Here is a 17095-nt window from a genome sequence, read left to right on the forward strand (position 1 = left end):
TCTTCTCCTGAATATTCCACCTTCGTTTCGGTTGAATTTATTGATTGGTGTTCAGACTCATAATCATGGAGCTCACTCTAAGCAATCTATAATGAATTTACATCCGAGCACTTGAAAGGCTCCTGGATCTGTCTAGGATTATATTTAACAAACCCAGCACCACATATTTGGATACTTATGATTTATTTATAGACAGCATTTACTTTATTGTTATGCCTAATAAATAGGAAGACTTGCTATGACTAGCTCTACAGACTCAAATTTGACATTAATACCTTCCCCAGGGGATAAGGTTGAGATCACATGCTTAGATTTAGATCGTCATGGTAATGGTCTGGCTCGATGGAACAATTGGGTTGTGATAGTCAATGACCTTCTGCCTGGTGAAAGTGCACAAATAGAGTTTGTAAGGCGCCATCGAAACCAGTTTTTGGCCCGCAAGGTTCAAACAATTGAGACAGTTGCAAGTCGCAGACCGCCCCCATGCAAAATCGCTAAGGAATGTGGAGGTTGCTCCATACAACATCTTAGTGATCATGGACAAACCTTATTAAAGCAAGGTCATCTGCGGCAAATACTTCTACGTTTAGGTCAATTAGATCATAAGATAGAACCAATCATGACGGATTATAATAGAGCTCTGGGGTATCGAAATAGAGCATTAATTCCTCTATATCGCAATAGTGAAGGACAGTTACATATGGGTTATTACCGACGCGGCAGTCACCAAATTATTGATCTCAATCGATGTCCGGTTTTGGATCGAGGAATCGATCAATATCTGGCCTCGATTAAGGATGATCTTCAACAGCAGAATTGGCCTGCAGATTCTGACCTATCTTCTGGTGAAGGACTCCGGCATCTAGGCATTCGTATTGGCCAAAAAACAAAACAAGTGCTGATCACACTGGTAAGTAGTACCACTCAACTCTCTGGCCTCCATCAACAAGCCAAGGAATGGTATAGTCGGTGGCCGGAAGTAAGAGGAATAACTTTAAACATCCAACGACAGAGGAACAATCTTGTTCTTGGTCAAGAAACTATATTGCTTGCTGGTGATCTTGAAATTGAGGAGCATTTTTACAATCTCTCCTTATTGCTGTCCACCACAACATTTTTTCAAGTAAACACTCTTCAGGCAGAACGCATTGTCTCAAAATTAATTGAATGGCTATCCACTGCTTCGCTCGACATTAATATAATTGACGCATATTGTGGAATTGGCACAATTTCTCTCCCCATTGCAGCAACTGGCTATCATGTAATAGGTCTTGAACTTCATGCAGAAGCTATTACTCAAGCAAATAAAAATGCCTTACGAAATAGTCTTGATAATGTTTCGTTTTTATGCGGTGATGTTTCCTTATTATTGGCCAAAAAACTTCAACGTAATGATGTGTTGGTGCTAGATCCACCGCGTAAAGGTTTAGATCAAATGGTGATTAAAACAATCCTTTCAATTCAACCTGAAAGAGTGGCATATCTTAGTTGTGATCCTGCCACATTAGCTCGTGACCTCAAGCAATTGATCGTACCAAATGGACCCTATCAGATTGATGAATTACAACCCATTGATTTCTTTCCACAAACAATGCATATCGAATGTCTGGCACTGTTAACTCGTATTAGCTCCTAAGCTCTGCAGAAAACTGCTTGACAAGTGCTTGACGTACCTTCTCGTGAATCGGGTTGACCTTGTCTTCACTAAGAGTCCTGTCTTTACTCCGATAGCGCAACCTGAACGCTTGACTGCAAGAGTAAGGATCAAGCTGTCCACCCTCAAAACGATCAATCAGCTCTACATGCTCTAGAAGCGGTTTACCAGCTTTTCTGATGGCCTGGATCAAATCTGAACAACTACATTCCTTTGAAACGATCACAGCTAAATCAAGTTCCATTGCTGGAACTGTCGGGAATGGTCGGAAGGTAGGGTTCCATCGATTAGATCGTGTCGCAGCTTGGATGATGCACTGCAAGTCCAAAGCGAATAGATAGGTTGCTTCAGGTAGATCAAGACGTTCCGATAGTGCTGGATGAAGCTGCCCAAAATCCCCGAGCAGTTTGCCTTCGACAAATAACTCTGCAGACCGCCCAGGATGAAGTGAATGATTGTCCTTGAGTGGACGGTCGTTAATGTCCAACTTCAACCCTTGAAAGACTTGGGAAAGCTGACCGCGTGCCTGGTGATATGTCATTGACTTGATCTTGCCGCTTGTACTCCATCGTTCAAAGCTTCGCTCTGCACAGATCACGCCACCAAGAACAGCGCGTTGGTTGATGAGCTCGTCAGTGACTGTATAGACATTGCCTATTTCATATAACCAACAACCAGGCTGCGATGACTGGAGGTTGCGTTGGCAAATACGTAGATGCTCCTCCCAAAGATTGGTACGCAGGTGGCTGGTCTCAGCCAATAAAGGGTTGCTAATTGCAATTCGTTGTGGTTCATCACTATCAGCACCCACTAACGACAAGGTCGTGACTTCCTGCAATCCTGCTCCGCACAACATCTGCCTCAATAGGCGTTCAGCTGTCTGAGCAGTCGTTAGCCCACCAGGTTCAAGTGGATCTGGCAGGTTGGCCTCAAAACGATCAAAGCCAACAAGGCGAGATACCTCTTCGATCAAATCAACCTCTCGCGAGAGATCTCTACGTCGTGATGGTGGAACTATGACCAACCACCCTTCGTTATAAGGAGACAACTCGCATCCGAGAGCGAGCAGCGAAGTCTCGATAATGTCGTCTTCTAGGTATCTGTTGTCATTCTCAACACCTATTGGTCCGAGTAAGCGATGGATAGCTTCGCGGCGAAGTTTTACAGGCTCAGCTGATTTTGGGGACTCACCATATACCCAACATCCATTTGATTTAATACCTAAATGTTCCTCCATTAGTGTCACAGCTCGACGGGCTGATGCCAAAGTCATTTCAACAGGCAACCCTTTCTCAAAGCGACTGCTTGCATCGGTCCTTAAGCCAACAGCTCGGCACGTAGTTCTCACGGCCGTTGGGGTAAACATTGCGGATTCCAGCCATACTCGCCTTGTCTTGGCAGACACACCGCTTTCAGCACTACCCATAACACCCGCAAGCGCTATAGGAATGTCATGGCAGGTGACGATCTGGCAATTTTCGTTAAGTTGAAGTTGATGTCCATCTAGTCCATTAAAAAGTTCATTATTTCTTGCTTGTCGAAGGCCAAAAGATTCTGCGGAAACTGTTTGACCTGTGATCATTTCAAGAGCATCAATATCAAAAGCATGCAATGGCTGACCTTGCTCCAACATCACGAGATTTGTAATATCGACGACACCATTCACTGATTTGCATCCTGAACGCTCCAAGCGTTGCTTTAACCAGGCTGGCGAAGTTAATTCACCATCCACATTCTCTAAGGCGGTTAAGCCATAAAGACCACCCTTCAGCATGGACGCAGAGCTGGTGGAATCAGGCTCAAAAGACTTATGGATTGGTGCCATATCAAGTTGCGGAAGCTGCAGGCTTGCGCCTGTTAAAGCAGCAACTTCTCTTGCGATACCAACCATCGACATTCCATCGGGGCGATTGGCTGTGATTGCCAACTCAAGCACTGTGTCATCGAGTCCGAGCAGAGGGCCTACAGGCTGGCCGAGGTCTGGAACGTTTTCAGCGATCTCTTCAAGGATGGCGATTCCATTACCATTTGATTCCAGCCCTAATTCCGCGAGTGAGCAGATCATTCCTTGACTTGGAACCCCCCGAAGCTCACTGGCCTTGATCTTGATTCCGACAGCAGGGAGGGTTGCTCCAACCATGGCAACAGGTACGTGTATACCAATCCGAACATTTGGAGCCCCACAGACGATCTGAAGACCTTCGCCCGACCCGACATCCACCTGACAGACACTGAGTTTGTCGGCATTGGGGTGGGGTTGATGGTCTTTCACCAACCCAACGACCACGCCTTGTGCATGACTAGCTAAATCATCAATAGCCTCAACCTCAAATCCAGCCATCGATAAGCCTTCGGCGAGGATCTCGACGGTCTCATTCAGCTGTACTAGATCCTGCAGCCAGGAGAGAGGAACCCGCATGGATCAGCTAGATGCAGCCAAAGATCTTACGAAGCAAGAGAACGACGGCGTCATGTCATGTGAGGCTGCCCTGTAGGATCTTAGTTCTTCACTACGCTTCGCATCTGCGGCGCAACGTCCTTTATGGCCAAAAACAAGGGCGTCCGGATCGTGATCACTCTTGAGTGCAACGAATGCCGGTCCAATCCCGCCAAGAGGTCTCCAGGGGTGTCTCGCTACACCACTGAAAAGAACCGTCGAAACACCACCGAACGGCTGGAAATCAAGAAGTTCTGTCCTCACTGCAATAAGTCAACTCCTCACAAGGAGATCAAGTGACTCAGCAGTTTCAACACACATTCCAGCCCTGTTAAATCATGTCAAGTTCCTTTTTTAAAAAGCGGCTATCGCCAATTAAGCCTGGCGATCCCATTGACTACAAGGATGTTGATCTTCTCAAGAAGTTCATTACTGACCGTGGCAAGATCCTGCCTAGACGCCTTACAGGTCTAACGTCTAAGCAACAACGTGACCTTACTAATGCAGTAAAACGTGCACGTATTATTGCACTTTTACCATTTGTCAATCCAGAAGGCTGACTGCAACAGCTTTGACGCCTTCTCTAAAGCAAGGTGATTTAGTTGGCTTTGTTTTAAAAGGTCAACCACAAATTGGACTGCTAACTTCACTGAAGGGAAGCCGAGCAATCCTAAGAGTTGCAGGAACACGGCGAGAACAACAGCTAGCCAGTCGAGAACTATCCATTCTAAAGCAAAATCACAACATGTTAGAGATGGAGACATCTCTACCCACCATCAGTGAAGTTCGCAAACTTAGTCTTAATTCACGCGATTTAATTGCTGGTTGGCGATTGCTCGAAGGCGAAAGGCGTAAAAGCAAGACTTCACCAACAGCACTCAAAATCACAGAACTAGCTGGTTTACTACTTAATAATGATGATCCTATCCATCTCGCAGCATTGTGGTTTTGGCTTAATAGCGACCAACCTTTATTTCGAGTTCGACGTGACCACATGGTTGAAGCACGTCAACTTATTGACCTACGCCGCATCCGCCAGCTGCGCCGTAAGCAACAATCTCGAGCGCAGCAACGCCTAGATGCTCTTGCATTGCTTATAGCAGATTCACCTCTGAGCAAAGATCAGTGGCAGGATTTACCCTCGGATCTTCAGTTCACTATCAACCGTTTAATCGAGCTGGCTGACGGTCCAGAGGATGCTTTTTTGGCAGATGAACAAGCTCTTCAGTTGATTAAAGATTTAAAGTTGGGTAGATCGCTGAGCGACCTCCGTTATTGGTTGATCAAGAAAGGCTGGCGCGATCCACACGATCTAACAACTCTCAAAGGCAGTATCTGGACAAAATCATTTGAAGGGAGTGTACAAGCTCAAGCGGACCAATTACTCAATAAGTTTGAGCAACTATCTTTCGGTGGCGATGATAATCGTCTTGATTTGAGTGATTTAAGAACCTACACCCTCGACGATCATCAAACTCAGGAAATTGATGATGCAATCTCTTTGCAGTGTGTTGATCAAGACAACTGGATTTGGATCCATATCGCCGATCCGGCAAGACTTATTCCTGTGGACAGTCCCTTAGATCTTGAGGCTCGTGCAAGAGCAACCAGCCTCTACTTGGCTGATGGCCTAAGAACAATGCTGCCATTGAGTGTTGCAGTAGAAGTTCTCAGTCTTAGAGCTGGCCGTCGCTGTGCAGCGTTGAGTGTTGCTGTGGTTCTAGACGAATCAGGGTGTATTGCCGGCACTCGTGTTTGTCGTACTTGGATTCGCCCATGCTATCGGCTCACTTATGAAGATGGGGATGAATTGATAGAGCTTGCGCCTCCTGGTGATGAAGATCTTTCAACACTCGCAAGCCTACTCACAACACGCCAATTATGGCGTGAGCGACAAGGTGCACTGCTGCTTGAACAATCTGAAGGGCGATTCAAAGTCAAGGATGATCAGCCTGAACTTCATATTGTTGAGTCAAGTCCAGCCAGACGGCTAGTCAGCGAAGCCATGATTTTGATGGGTACTGTTATTGCTGAATTTGGAAAGCGTCAAAACATTGCTCTGCCCTATCGCAGCCAACCTCCGACTCAACTACCCAGTGCAACTGAATTATCACAGTTGATTGAAGGACCTGTAAGACATGCTGCGATCAAGCGTTGCCTTAGCCGAGGTGTCCTTGGTACTCGTCCGATGGCCCATTTCAGTCTTGGCCTCTCTGCCTACGTACAAGCCAGTTCGCCGATCCGTCGCTATGCAGATTTACTTGCCCATCGACAAGTGGTGGCTCACTTAGGAGGCTCAGTTCCATTAAGCGAGCACGCTCTCATGGAGCAGTTGGATGTACTTGAAGACCCTCTTCGCCAAGCACAGCAAATTCAACGCGAAGACCAGCGACACTGGCAAAAGGTGTGGTTTTTAAAACATCGCCATGAACAATGGCCTGCCCTATTTCTGCGATGGTTGAAGCCTCAAGATCAGATTGCACTTGTGCATGTGGAATGCCTGGCTATGGATCTTGCCTGCAAGATCCATGGTTTGATCGACCCTAGTCCAGGTCTTGCATTGATAATGAGAGTTCTTGTTATTGATCCATTGACTGATCAGATTGAGCTGGTCGCCAAGTAGCTTCTCAAATCATAGAAACAAACAAACTACCAAAAGCTGTTATTAATCTAAAACGCGAATCAACCTCAGCCATGGTCCCCATGGATTAGCAACTGCTAGAAGGTGTACATTCTGCTGGTCTTCACATGATTCTAGCCACCGGTTTAATGCCGGCTCCAGTGTTATTAATCGCCATGATTTAGACTTGGTGTCTAGAGAGAATGTCTGATCAGAATGAACACGAAGGCAACCTGAAAACTTTTTCACATGTTTATTGAGTGGTGTTTGATCTGGCAGTGGCATTTCTCCTACATTTGCTTTAAGATTAAAGCCTTCAATCAAACTATGGTTGCTGAGGCAGTCTGGTTGCGCCAAAACAAATTTCTGAGCATTACGCCAGTGAGGATGCCATGCCGGCCAATCCCAAATCGGAACAATAGCTGCTGGGGCATAAATATCATGCAATAGTTCATGCTGTAGTTCTGAAATATCAACTTCTGCTGGTTGAATCCTCTTTTTCAAGGCTATAGCTGCTGCCATTCCAGCAGCCTGACCAAGATTGAAAATCATTGGCTGTAATCGAGTTGCACCATTAGCTATATGACTCACACTAAAGGCCTTATCAGCCATCAGAATATTCTCCACTTCGCTACTAAGTAGAGCCCCGTAAGGAATGCAGAATGGAGTACCTGTCCATCTCCCACCCCATCTACAACTTTTTGAGGCTAACGGCCAATCCTTACCAGGATAATGATGATCATTAGCGTAAGTCCCTACAGCAATACTGGTGCAACGTCCCTGTTTATCTAAAGGGATTGGTCCTCTGGCTGCTCCAGAGGCTAATGGCAGAAGATCTCCTTCCACTAATGTGTATTGACCTTTAAGGCGTCGCCCTTCACGCCAGTAGGGCATCAATGCCAGGCTTTGATTGATCCCTGGAAACACCTTGCCAGGATTAAGCCAACCCTCACTAACTGTTTGAAGAGCCTGTAGGAATGACAAGCTATAAAGCTGCATTTCAACAGCAAGCTGGTTTTTAATTTTGACGTCTGAGCTGCGAATACGCTCCAAGCCTTTATGCCAGTCGTTTCCATGAAGGGGCCAGTTGAGCATTACTAAACCGCCTGGAAGGCGGCCATAGGTAACGGTGCGCTCAAAACCAAACGCCTTAGTTGCAGCTTCGAATGGTCGAGGCAAGCACCCTGGTGATGAAGGTGATTGTGCATGTTGATCGAGTTGACCCATCACAACCCAAGTAGGGGATTGAACAGGCTGGCTGGCAAAGAATGGATCGGAATTCAATTGTTTTGCCGAAGGGGCGCTTGGCTCATTCCAGAGTTCTTGTGATTCCCAACCCCAACGGTGAGAAATGTCTGCGAGGGAAAAGCTGTCGCCTAAATCACTTCCATCAATGAATAAGTCGAAGCGCAGTTGATGCTGTCGCCCTTCAAGCTCCAGCTCAAGCAAGACAAGGCGATCTCCCTCACGAAAAATTGATTTAAGCTGAACGTCAGACCACCATTCGAGATTGGGGAGATCTACAACCCAGCTCCGCAAAACCACTTCTGCGCGAGCGGGATTAAAACCAAAGCAACTCACCCAGTTCTGATCCAGGCCATCCTGTTCAACTTTGGCGATGTCTTGAAGGAAGGCCCCCCACAAGCCTGTCTGCCAGCAACTGAGTTCATGGCCGTCTGGAGCCGAAACGCCAGCTGCACTGATCATTCCACCAAGCCACGCGCCTGGTGTTAACAGCAGAGTTCTAATTCCATGTCGAGCAGCTTGCACGGCTGAGGCGACGCCTCCTGTGCCTCCACCCCAGACCACCAAGGGCACCTGAGTAGTGGAAAAAATTTTGTTCGCAGACACTGTCATCCCAAAACATAATCATCTTTGCCAGAAAGCAATTCAGCTTCATGACAAAGGTTGCTTAGACAACGCTGGCGAAGCGCAACAAATTGTTCATAGAGGCGATTTGACTTGATCATCGTCGAAATAAGAAAAATCTCCAGCCCAACATTGTGCTGTCACTCTCAAAAGAACATTGCCCCACTCTCATGTGCACGATGAATTTGGAAATAAGAGGGTCATCAGGATCAAATTATCAAGCCTGTGCCAGATGGAAGCTAAAGGTCGAAGGTCTTGATCACTTTCGTCAGGCCAAGAGTGAGAACATCTGAATCTCATCCGCTGCTGCCAAAACCTTAACCATAGTCAGTTCATCTGTTCTGATATGGCCATATCTACGTTTGGCTCCCACAATCGTTGTAGGCAGAATCTCTGGGGACTAAATCGGTGCCGCCGCAAAGTGCTTGACGATTTTTTTTTTGTATCGTGTGCTGCTTGAGAATCCCAGTCAAGGGGTGCAACCGGCTGCATCTCAGCTAGGTTTTCAGCAAGTCGTTGAGGATTGAGGGGGCAAAATTTCCGTCGGCTTGGTCTGAGAGATGACGGCAGACGATCAATAAGCTGAAATGAGTTGTCTGGTTATGATCCGGCCGCTCTGCGCAGCAGCAGAAACTCCCCAAAATGATGACCTATACCATTACGACCCCTCTTTACTACGTCAATGACAAGCCCCATCTAGGCAGCCTGTACACAACCATGGCCAGTGATGCACTGGCTCGTTTCCAGAGACTAGAAGGTAAGCAGGTCATGTTTGTTACAGGTGTCGATGAACACGGCCAGAAGATTCAACGCACAGCAGAAGGCAATAACATCAGCCCCAAACATCATTGTGATCAGATCACAAGGAGTTATCAAAATCTATGGTCTCGTTGGGGTATTTCAAATGATCGCTTCATTCGTACAACCAGCCACCGCCATCAGTTACTAGTAGAGGCTTTTTTTCACCGTGTCGAGACCTCCGGCGATGTATATCTTGGTCGGCAGCAGGGTTGGTATTGCGTCGGTTGTGAAGAATACAAGGACGAACCTCCACAAGCCCAGTCACCATGTTGCCCTATTCACCAGAAGCCTCTTGAATGGAGGGATGAGGAGAATCTTTTTTTCAAACTCTCTCGTTTCCAATCAAAAATCGAAGATCTCATTTCGCAGCCGGATTTCATCTGGCCAGTCATGCGCCGCAATGAAATACAGAATTTTGTAGCTCAGGGTCTTAGGGATTTTTCAATTTCAAGAGTTGATGTTGATTGGGGCCTACCTGTACCTGGTTATCCAAAACACACTTTTTATGTCTGGTTTGATGCGCTTGTAGGCTATTTGAGTGCTCTTTTAGATGATGGTGGCCAGGTTCGAATAGAACGTCTTGAGGAGTGCGGATGGCCTGCATCAGTACATTTAATTGGCAAGGATATCCTCCGTTTTCATGCAGTCTACTGGCCCGCAATGCTGATCTCAGCTGGCTTACCCTTGCCAAAACAAGTTTTTGGCCACGGCTTTCTCACTCGTGAAGGTCAAAAGATGGGTAAATCACTAGGAAATGTTCTTGATCCAGAGAAACTGCTAGAAATATGTGGTGCAGATGCTGTTCGATGGTATTTATTGCGTGACATCCAGTTCGGTCATGATGGTGACTTTCAGCAGAAAAGATTTATGGATTTAGTTAATAACGACTTGGCAAATACAATCGGAAATCTGCTGAACCGAACTTCGACTATGGCAAGAAAATGGTTTGAAGGATCTGTCCCTACACATCGCGATGAAATAGATTACGCTCATCCCTTAGTGACCACTGCTGAAACAACAATTACCATCGTACGTCAATCAATGCCATCCATGGCTTTTCATGATGCAGCTGAGGCGATCCTTAAATTGGCTATAGCAGCCAACGTCTACCTCAACGAAACTGCACCTTGGAGTCGAATGAAGACGCCTGGCAATGAAGCCGAAGTGGCTGATGATCTTTACTCAGTTTTGGAAGCATGCCGACTTGTAGGACTATTAATTAATCCTCTTGTACCTTCTCTAAGCGAACGCTTGCTCAACCAATTGGGATTAAGTATTGATGGCAACGATTGGTCTAAAGGTTTAGCTTGGGGACAATTGCAAAGTGGAGCTTTATTGCCACCATCTCAACCCGTAATGCAAAGACTAGAACTCTCTTCTTCCCTCTAATGCAATTCAACCTTCTACCATTACGTCATCTTGGCAGTCTGCTGCTGATCATAACGATGGTGGGATGTCAGGAATCGCCATCACCACAGAAGAAATCATCAGTTCCTTTCGTATTTAAATCTCTAGAGCTTCGCCACAAGCAAGCTGATGGATCACGAGACTGGGACCTAAACAGCCCCTTAGCTCGCTATGAATTAGGTAGCAGAGTTGTAAGGGCTCGTAACCCAGAAGGTGTTCTGTACAAAGGAAACAAACCATCATTTGAAGTTAGTGCTCAGGCCGCCACAGTTTTAAATGATGGTGAGACAGTGCTGCTAGAAGGAAATGTAAAGGTTCAGCAGCTTAAAGGAGAAAAAGTGTTGATCACTGGTGACCGTTTGCGTTGGACACCTAAAGAATCGAAGATGGTGATTGAGCAACGACCACAAGCTCTTGATAATCTTTCAAGAATTAGTGCCAAGACAGTATTATTTCAACAGTTAACCCAAGAAATAGTATTTAAAGGTCCAACAAAATTTGAACGTTGGAAAAAACAACGCAATTACAATTATGAACCCTCCATTGTGATCCGCGGACACAATGGCCGCTGGAATTTAGACAGCGGCAAACTTAATGCTATGGGGCCAATCCTTGGCCACCGAATTGTAAATAAAAGTGATATTCCACAGCAACTTACAGCTACAAGCTTGCAGGGAAACACGAAAAAGGGTTACCTTGATTTAATCACGCCTGTTACACTTACGATTCCAGAACAAAAAGCAAGTTTACTTGCACAGACAACGCGTTGGAAATTCAATAGCGAAAAGATTGAAAGCAATCAACCATTCACCGCAACTCAGGAAAGATCAACCTATCGCGGAAACAGTTTCAAAGTTGATCTTGCCCGTACAGAAGTAGAAATTCCTCAGAAGTGTGAACTTAATCAACCTGGCGAACAACTCAAGGCTGAAAAATGTATTTGGAATTGGAGCACGGAGGAGGTTCAGGCAATTGGCGATGTAATCTTAAAGCGAGAAGCAAATAATCATATTACTCGAAGTGATAAACTAGAAGGGCGAATTGGAGAAGAGGGAACAGTATCTTTCTCGTCATCTGATTCTAAAGTGAGATCACAACTAACAATTGAAGCAGGCAAGGAAAAATCGATCCTTTCCTCTAAGTCCTCTCCTCCAATTCAGTTCTAAGACGTTGCGACCATCCAATCAACCAGAGTTCATCTGAACGACTAAAACATCGCTCGGAACATCCCCCCAGAACAACCCATCCATTAGATGCTAATGGATAGACCATGACAGCAGGCAAGTTCTCAATAATTGGATTAAATTCGATTCTCCCAGGAAACAATGATGTGTTAACTAATGAAATCAATTCGCCTCGATCTCTAGCCTGTCTACAGATTTCACCTGGAACGAATTTACCATTACCACTTATTCCTCGACGTAAAAGAACCTGATTATTCCAATACACTAGGATCACTGCCGCTGGGGTTGCTGTAAGTAATAAATGACTTCCCCAGGCAAGTTCTTTTTGTAATTCATCGTTCAATCCATCTACTAATTCGAATCTCTGATTTCCCTCAAGGATCTGCTTACTGGGAGCCATCGGGCTCGCTTGTGTCCATAACACTGCCATAAGCATCAACCCCACGGCGGCAACGCCAGCCAGGACCTCAGCACGCTGAAAGCTCGGCGTAACAAGGTCCACTGTCAAAGCATTAAATACTGCCAAAGACAGGGTCAACAGCCCAGCAATCAGGGAAATAAGCGCAACTGGTCGCATCGAACGAAACAAAAGCGATGTCAGATGCAGGCACTCTTGCTCAAATGGGTTGTGTTGTTCCAGCTTTCATGACCGACGCTGAAGCCTTTGCAGCAGTGGCCCTCGCTGCCGTTTCTTGTGACGGGGTTCTCGGTCGCGACGAAGCCCATGCCCTTCGTCGCCTACTTGAATTCAGACACCCCTATCGGGAGAGCTCGGAAGCCGCTATGGGCGAGCTTTTTGATCAACTCCTAGGCCTGTTGCGCCAGGAGGGTGTAGATGGACTGATTAGCAAAGCCTTACCTGCCCTGTCTTTGCTTCAACAGGAAAGTGCCTTGGCAGTTGCCGCCCAACTAGTCCATTCAGATCGCGAGGTCTCAAAGGAGGAAGCTGCTTTCCTGGAGGATCTAGCCTGCAAGCTTGACTTACCTTCTGATCGAGCAAGGATTGTGATTCAAGCAATTTCTGCTCTGAATCGAGACAGCTTGCTCAGCTGACGTCAGACTGCAATATGAGCTGTTGTTGAACCGATGCCTGTGCTGAGATCAAGCCGCTTTCTCGGTGTTCTGATCAGCATCCTCCTGGGTCTGATTCTCCTTGTACCAGGAGCCTTTGCCATAACAACAGAAGATTTTCCTGTTGCAAGGCCTGAAGGCCATGTTTTCGATTCTGCTGATGTCCTAAGCAGAGTGTCTCGTTCTCAGATTGAAGGACGTCTTGTTGAGCTCGGAAACGAAAGACTTGATGCTCGCTTGATTACTCTTCGTAAACTTGATTATGGTGTTTCCCTTTCCAACTTCGGTATTTCGCTGATCGATCGATGGTCCACAAACGCTGGTGAAAAAGAGCTGCCCCTGCTAGTGATGTTGATAGATGCACAAACCAAGCAAACTGTTGTCTTGGCAGATACAAGTTTAAGAAGCATATTACCGGACGCCCTTTTGCAGAGCACTGGCCGTACGACAATGAATAAGCCAGTGGTGGGAGGCGAGCGCTACCAGCAAGCATCCTTTGAAGCAATTGCTCGCTTACAAGTTGTATTGGATGGAGGGGAAGACCCAGGACCTCCTATCGAAACGTTTAGCGCAATTAAGGAAACCAATATCCCATCACAAGAACAAACACAAAGCAGTAATGCAACACTAGTGGTCGTTGTCTTGATGGTTGTAGGCACCATCGTTCCGATGGCCACTTGGTGGGTGTTCTCTCGCTGACTCAATCACCATGACGCTTAGGGACTGGATGAGAACATTTGGGGAAGCTCGATCGATAGACATCAATAATGACCTTGAACGTGGTTACGAAGCAGCACTTCTGATCCAGACACTTGAGCTTGAATACTACGGCGATCGGCCTATAAGACCCAACCTGCAACTTTCTGTTCCTCGATCATTACAGTCAACCATATTGCGCAAATTTCATACTGCCGCAAATATCTGTCGTTTAACGTTTGAGGCTATTAAGCCTAATGTCAGCCAACTTGACAGTCAGGAATATCGAAAATATCAGTTAATTGAGACGATTGTTAATCGCTATGCCCCGAAGCGTTCGTCAAGATCAACATCTATAAGCAGGGCACCCGACGCTCTTCCCAGATCACTTCTTGGTTTAGTTGATAAGGTGCGACGACAGCTTGATCCAACATCCGAGGCGACATTGGTTGCAGGTTTTCGCCGCCGTCGCGATTCCACTCTGATCTCATTAAAGATCATCTTGCTGCTAATTCTGGTGCCGTTACTAGTGCAACAGATCAGCCGAACTTATCTCATTACTCCGGCGATTGACTACTTGGCCCCAGAGCTGCCATTTCTGAGTTATCCCAAACCCCAACTTGAAGAACAGGCTGTTGAAAAACTTAGAGTATTTAAGGCAGAGATAGAGTTTGATGCCCTACTCAAAGGTGATTCAATCCCAAGTCAAGACGAACTACAGAAGGCTCTGGCAATAAAAGCAATTCAACTTAAGGATGAAGCTGATAAGGAAAGCACACATGCAATAAAAAATGTCCTAGCAGATCTCGCAGCACTGATTGCTTTTGCTTTTGTTTGTATAATTAATCGGGAAGAGTTGAGAGTTCTCCGAGGGTTTCTAGACGAAGCAATTTACGGCTTAAGTGACTCTGCAAAGGCATTCGCAATCATTCTTTTTACAGATATGTTTGTAGGCTTCCACAGTCCCGAAGGGTGGCAGGTATTATTGCAGGGGATTGCAAATCATTTTGGATTTCCAGCTCGAGAAAATTTCATACTTTTATTCATTGCCACCTTCCCTGTGATACTTGCAACCATCTTTAAGTACTGGATTTTCCGTTATCTCAATCGTGTCTCTCCCTCTTCTGTTGCAACCCTACGCGGAATGAATGGTAGTAGCTAACACTATTCCTATACTTAATGGCCTTACCCTAGTTTCAGGCCCGAGCAGAGGTGGAAAGAGTCGATGGGCTGAACACTTGGTCAAACAGTTCAAGTCTGTAACTTATATCGCCACCTCGCCGAGAAGAGCTGGCGACAAGAATTGGGAGCAAAGGCTTGAAAAACATCGTAATCGTCGACCAAAGCACTGGTCAGTAATTGAATCTGGCCCAGACCTTAAAAAGGCAATCATTCAAATGCCAAGATCAGATATTGTTTTAATTGAAGCGTTGGGTGGTTTTGTTGCATGGCATCTCGACCAACCTTCGAGCAATTGGAGAGCCCTGAAGAACGATCTACTACAAACGATTAAACAACATGATGCATCCATCGTGATTGTCATTGAGGAAACTGGCTGGGGTGTTGTACCCAGTACATCCAATGGAGGTCTTTTTAGAGATCGTCTTGGGAAGCTATCTCAGGAACTGGAACCGTTGGCATCAAACAGCTGGCTTGTCATACAGGGTCGAGCATTGAATCTCAAACAACTTGGTATTGCGGTGCCATGAACGATCCAAATAAACGTTCACCATTACGCGTAGCTCTATACGAGCCACGTATTCCACCAAATACAGGAAATATCGCCAGAACCTGTGCAGCCTTCCGCATTCCACTAGCCCTGATTGAACCTCTTGGGTTCAGCCTTGATGATCGCTATCTACGTAGAGCAGGACTTGATTACTGGCCTCACGTCGATTTATCAGTTCATTCTGACCTGGATACATTTCGCAAGTGCCTGCCATTAAATCATCGACTGATCGGTTGCAGCAGATTTGGAGGAATCCCCCTCCGTTCGATGCGTTTCCAAACCGGAGATGTTTTGCTTTTCGGCCGTGAGGACACCGGTCTTCCTAGCAAAGTCCGTCAGCAGTGTGATCAGATCACGACAATTCCCATGCCTGGAGCAGCAAGTGAACAGGGGCAGGGCGGAGTAAGGAGCCTAAACCTGTCTGTGGCTTGCGCCATCGTGAGCTTTGAGGCTGGCCGGCAACTGGGGCTGTGGTGAGTAAACCGAACCAAACTTGCTTCTGCCCCCCCTTGCCTAATCGAAGGGAGATCAGCTAACTTCTCCCGGACTCCGGCCAAATTCGGCTTGATAGGGGTTTTGAACATCGACTTTATTGAATGAAGCCCCTGTTGTTGCTTATCTCTTCCTTTGCAGCACCAGTGCTTGCGTTAGGAAACCTTGGGTCCTTACCTGGCTATGCAGATAGTGCTGTAGGGGAGAAGGTCAAGATCTCAAGCACAACCTCACAGCAACTGATATGGATAAAAGTTGCCTTGCCAATAACCATAGAGGAACTTGCAGGCAAGCTCGGACTGAAAGCGACTGAACTGTCAAAACTCAATAAAAATTCATCAGATACAGAACTGAACAAAGGCAGTTGGGTTGTTTTGCCAAGATCTGTTCATGGCCGCTTGGGTCGAATCAGTTACCTGGATTCAGATGAGGCACTGCTGCATGACCCTATTAAAATACTCGACAACTCAAGCAACAAAACCAATCGCTTGAATCGACAACTTGATGAAACTAAGAAAAAAAATAATTTTTACTCTTTCAATGGTCTAAATAAGAATAAAAATCAAGTCCAGGTCCAAACAAAGATAAGTAGCAACAACATCCTCAAAAAGCAGTGTTCAATTGAGTCTCCATGCAACTGCCCCACCTGCTTAGTTGTTGAATCACAAGTGAACCCATCAGATCTATTCACCAGTAGCAATGGCATGCTCCGGCTAGGAACCATTGATTCTGATTCCTACATATGGCCTACTAAAGGTGTGTTCACATCTGGTTTCGGATGGAGGTGGGGGAGAATGCATCAGGGTATTGACATCGCCAATCTGACGGGCACACCCATCGTGGCTTCTAAAGACGGAATTGTGACCCATGCTGGTTGGATGGCTGGTTATGGTTATCTTGTGGAAATCTCTCACTCAGACGGTGCATCGACTAGATACGCACACAACAGCAAACTCTTAGTCCGCAAAGGCCAGCTTGTACCCCAAGGAGCTACCATCTCAAAAATGGGCAGTACTGGGCGTAGTACTGGGCCACATCTTCATTTTGAGATCAGAAAGAAGGGTGGCATAGCCATGAATCCAAGAACGCTACTTCCAGCCGATATGGTCTGATCGGAAAATGCCCATCGTTTATT

General features: G+C 46.2%; 15 protein-coding genes. 12 read left to right on the plus strand and 3 right to left on the minus strand.

Annotated elements, in window-relative coordinates:
- Positions 1 to 238 precede the first annotated feature (238 nt).
- Complete coding sequence (gene rlmD / locus AKG35_RS03845; protein ID WP_011130115.1) at positions 239 to 1636, plus strand: 23S rRNA (uracil(1939)-C(5))-methyltransferase RlmD; 1398 nt, start codon at positions 239 to 241, stop codon at positions 1634 to 1636.
- On the opposite strand, the gene pheT is transcribed toward rlmD, so the two are convergent.
- The gene (pheT, locus tag AKG35_RS03850; protein WP_011130116.1) at positions 1626 to 4073 is read right to left on the minus strand and encodes a phenylalanine--tRNA ligase subunit beta; all 2448 of its coding nucleotides are present in this window, start codon (positions 4071 to 4073) and stop codon (positions 1626 to 1628) included. The genes rlmD and pheT overlap by 11 nt on opposite strands.
- 123 nt (positions 4074 to 4196) lie before the next feature.
- Between pheT and rpmG the strand changes: the two genes are divergently transcribed.
- From rpmG to AKG35_RS03860, 3 genes are read left to right on the plus strand one after another with little or no spacing between them, the layout of a single operon-like run.
- Positions 4197 to 4391, plus strand: a complete 195-nt coding sequence (rpmG, locus tag AKG35_RS12260; RefSeq protein WP_011130117.1) for a 50S ribosomal protein L33 — start codon at positions 4197 to 4199, stop codon at positions 4389 to 4391.
- 38 nt (positions 4392 to 4429) lie between these two features.
- On the plus strand, positions 4430 to 4651 hold the full coding sequence (gene rpsR / locus AKG35_RS03855; RefSeq protein ID WP_011130118.1) for a 30S ribosomal protein S18: 222 nt from the start codon (positions 4430 to 4432) through the stop codon (positions 4649 to 4651).
- An 11-nt stretch (positions 4652 to 4662) separates the two neighbouring features.
- The gene (locus AKG35_RS03860) at positions 4663 to 6714 is read left to right on the plus strand and encodes a ribonuclease catalytic domain-containing protein (RefSeq protein ID WP_041384328.1); all 2052 of its coding nucleotides are present in this window, start codon (positions 4663 to 4665) and stop codon (positions 6712 to 6714) included.
- A 42-nt stretch (positions 6715 to 6756) separates the two neighbouring features.
- On the opposite strand, the gene AKG35_RS03865 is transcribed toward AKG35_RS03860, so the two are convergent.
- Positions 6757 to 8568, minus strand: coding sequence for an FAD-dependent oxidoreductase (locus AKG35_RS03865; protein WP_052646168.1), 1812 nt, complete (start codon positions 8566 to 8568; stop codon positions 6757 to 6759).
- Positions 8569 to 9225: 657 nt separating this feature from the next.
- On the opposite strand from AKG35_RS03865, the gene metG reads away from it, so the two are divergent.
- Together metG and lptC are read left to right on the plus strand one after the other, a co-directional pair.
- The gene (gene metG / locus AKG35_RS03870; RefSeq protein ID WP_041384974.1) at positions 9226 to 10770 is read left to right on the plus strand and encodes a methionine--tRNA ligase; all 1545 of its coding nucleotides are present in this window, start codon (positions 9226 to 9228) and stop codon (positions 10768 to 10770) included.
- Entirely contained in the window at positions 10770 to 11954 is a 1185-nt protein-coding gene (gene lptC / locus AKG35_RS03875) for an LPS export ABC transporter periplasmic protein LptC (protein WP_011130122.1), read from the plus strand. Before metG ends, lptC begins: the two co-directional genes overlap by 1 nt.
- Here the strand turns inward: lptC and AKG35_RS03880 are convergent.
- Complete coding sequence (locus AKG35_RS03880) at positions 11926 to 12549, minus strand: cofactor assembly of complex C subunit B (protein ID WP_011130123.1); 624 nt, start codon at positions 12547 to 12549, stop codon at positions 11926 to 11928. The two genes, lptC and AKG35_RS03880, sit on opposite strands and share 29 nt — an antisense overlap.
- A gap of 17 nt (positions 12550 to 12566) precedes the next feature.
- Here AKG35_RS03880 and AKG35_RS03885 point away from each other — a divergent pair, with 17 nt between their 5' ends.
- From AKG35_RS03885 to AKG35_RS03910, 6 genes are all read left to right on the plus strand, one after another.
- Positions 12567 to 13025: a tellurite resistance TerB family protein gene (locus AKG35_RS03885; RefSeq protein ID WP_011130124.1), complete on the plus strand. Its 459-nt coding sequence runs from the start codon at positions 12567 to 12569 to the stop codon at positions 13023 to 13025.
- Between the two features lie 33 nt (positions 13026 to 13058).
- Complete coding sequence (gene psb32 / locus AKG35_RS03890; protein ID WP_011130125.1) at positions 13059 to 13742, plus strand: photosystem II repair protein Psb32; 684 nt, start codon at positions 13059 to 13061, stop codon at positions 13740 to 13742.
- Between the two features lie 10 nt (positions 13743 to 13752).
- Positions 13753 to 14901: a proton extrusion protein PcxA gene (gene pxcA, locus AKG35_RS03895; RefSeq protein WP_011130126.1), complete on the plus strand. Its 1149-nt coding sequence runs from the start codon at positions 13753 to 13755 to the stop codon at positions 14899 to 14901.
- Positions 14888 to 15448, plus strand: coding sequence for a bifunctional adenosylcobinamide kinase/adenosylcobinamide-phosphate guanylyltransferase (gene cobU / locus AKG35_RS03900; RefSeq protein WP_011130127.1), 561 nt, complete (start codon positions 14888 to 14890; stop codon positions 15446 to 15448). The genes pxcA and cobU overlap by 14 nt, the downstream gene beginning before the upstream one ends.
- On the plus strand, positions 15445 to 15945 hold the full coding sequence (locus tag AKG35_RS03905) for a tRNA (cytidine(34)-2'-O)-methyltransferase (RefSeq protein WP_011130128.1): 501 nt from the start codon (positions 15445 to 15447) through the stop codon (positions 15943 to 15945). The genes cobU and AKG35_RS03905 overlap by 4 nt, the downstream gene beginning before the upstream one ends.
- Before the next feature lie 119 nt (positions 15946 to 16064).
- The gene (locus AKG35_RS03910) at positions 16065 to 17072 is read left to right on the plus strand and encodes a M23 family metallopeptidase (protein WP_011130129.1); all 1008 of its coding nucleotides are present in this window, start codon (positions 16065 to 16067) and stop codon (positions 17070 to 17072) included.
- Positions 17073 to 17095: the final 23 nt, after the last annotated feature.

The sequence above is a fragment of the Prochlorococcus marinus str. MIT 9313 genome (assembly GCF_000011485.1).
GTDB classification, from domain to species: Bacteria; Cyanobacteriota; Cyanobacteriia; order PCC-6307; family Cyanobiaceae; genus Prochlorococcus; species Prochlorococcus marinus_D.

Coding starts and splice junctions, on each gene's coding strand:
- rlmD (WP_011130115.1), top strand. CDS start 239: ATGACTAGCTCTACAGACTCAAATTTGACATTAATACCTTCCCCAGGG.
- pheT (WP_011130116.1), bottom strand. CDS start 4,073: ATGCGGGTTCCTCTCTCCTGGCTGCAGGATCTAGTACAGCTGAATGAG.
- rpmG (WP_011130117.1), top strand. CDS start 4,197: ATGGCCAAAAACAAGGGCGTCCGGATCGTGATCACTCTTGAGTGCAAC.
- rpsR (WP_011130118.1), top strand. CDS start 4,430: ATGTCAAGTTCCTTTTTTAAAAAGCGGCTATCGCCAATTAAGCCTGGC.
- AKG35_RS03865 (WP_052646168.1), bottom strand. CDS start 8,568: ATGACAGTGTCTGCGAACAAAATTTTTTCCACTACTCAGGTGCCCTTG.
- metG (WP_041384974.1), top strand. CDS start 9,226: ATGACCTATACCATTACGACCCCTCTTTACTACGTCAATGACAAGCCC.
- lptC (WP_011130122.1), top strand. CDS start 10,770: ATGCAATTCAACCTTCTACCATTACGTCATCTTGGCAGTCTGCTGCTG.
- AKG35_RS03880 (WP_011130123.1), bottom strand. CDS start 12,549: ATGCGACCAGTTGCGCTTATTTCCCTGATTGCTGGGCTGTTGACCCTG.
- AKG35_RS03885 (WP_011130124.1), top strand. CDS start 12,567: ATGTCAGATGCAGGCACTCTTGCTCAAATGGGTTGTGTTGTTCCAGCT.
- psb32 (WP_011130125.1), top strand. CDS start 13,059: ATGCCTGTGCTGAGATCAAGCCGCTTTCTCGGTGTTCTGATCAGCATC.
- pxcA (WP_011130126.1), top strand. CDS start 13,753: ATGACGCTTAGGGACTGGATGAGAACATTTGGGGAAGCTCGATCGATA.
- cobU (WP_011130127.1), top strand. CDS start 14,888: ATGGTAGTAGCTAACACTATTCCTATACTTAATGGCCTTACCCTAGTT.
- AKG35_RS03905 (WP_011130128.1), top strand. CDS start 15,445: ATGAACGATCCAAATAAACGTTCACCATTACGCGTAGCTCTATACGAG.
- AKG35_RS03910 (WP_011130129.1), top strand. CDS start 16,065: ATGAAGCCCCTGTTGTTGCTTATCTCTTCCTTTGCAGCACCAGTGCTT.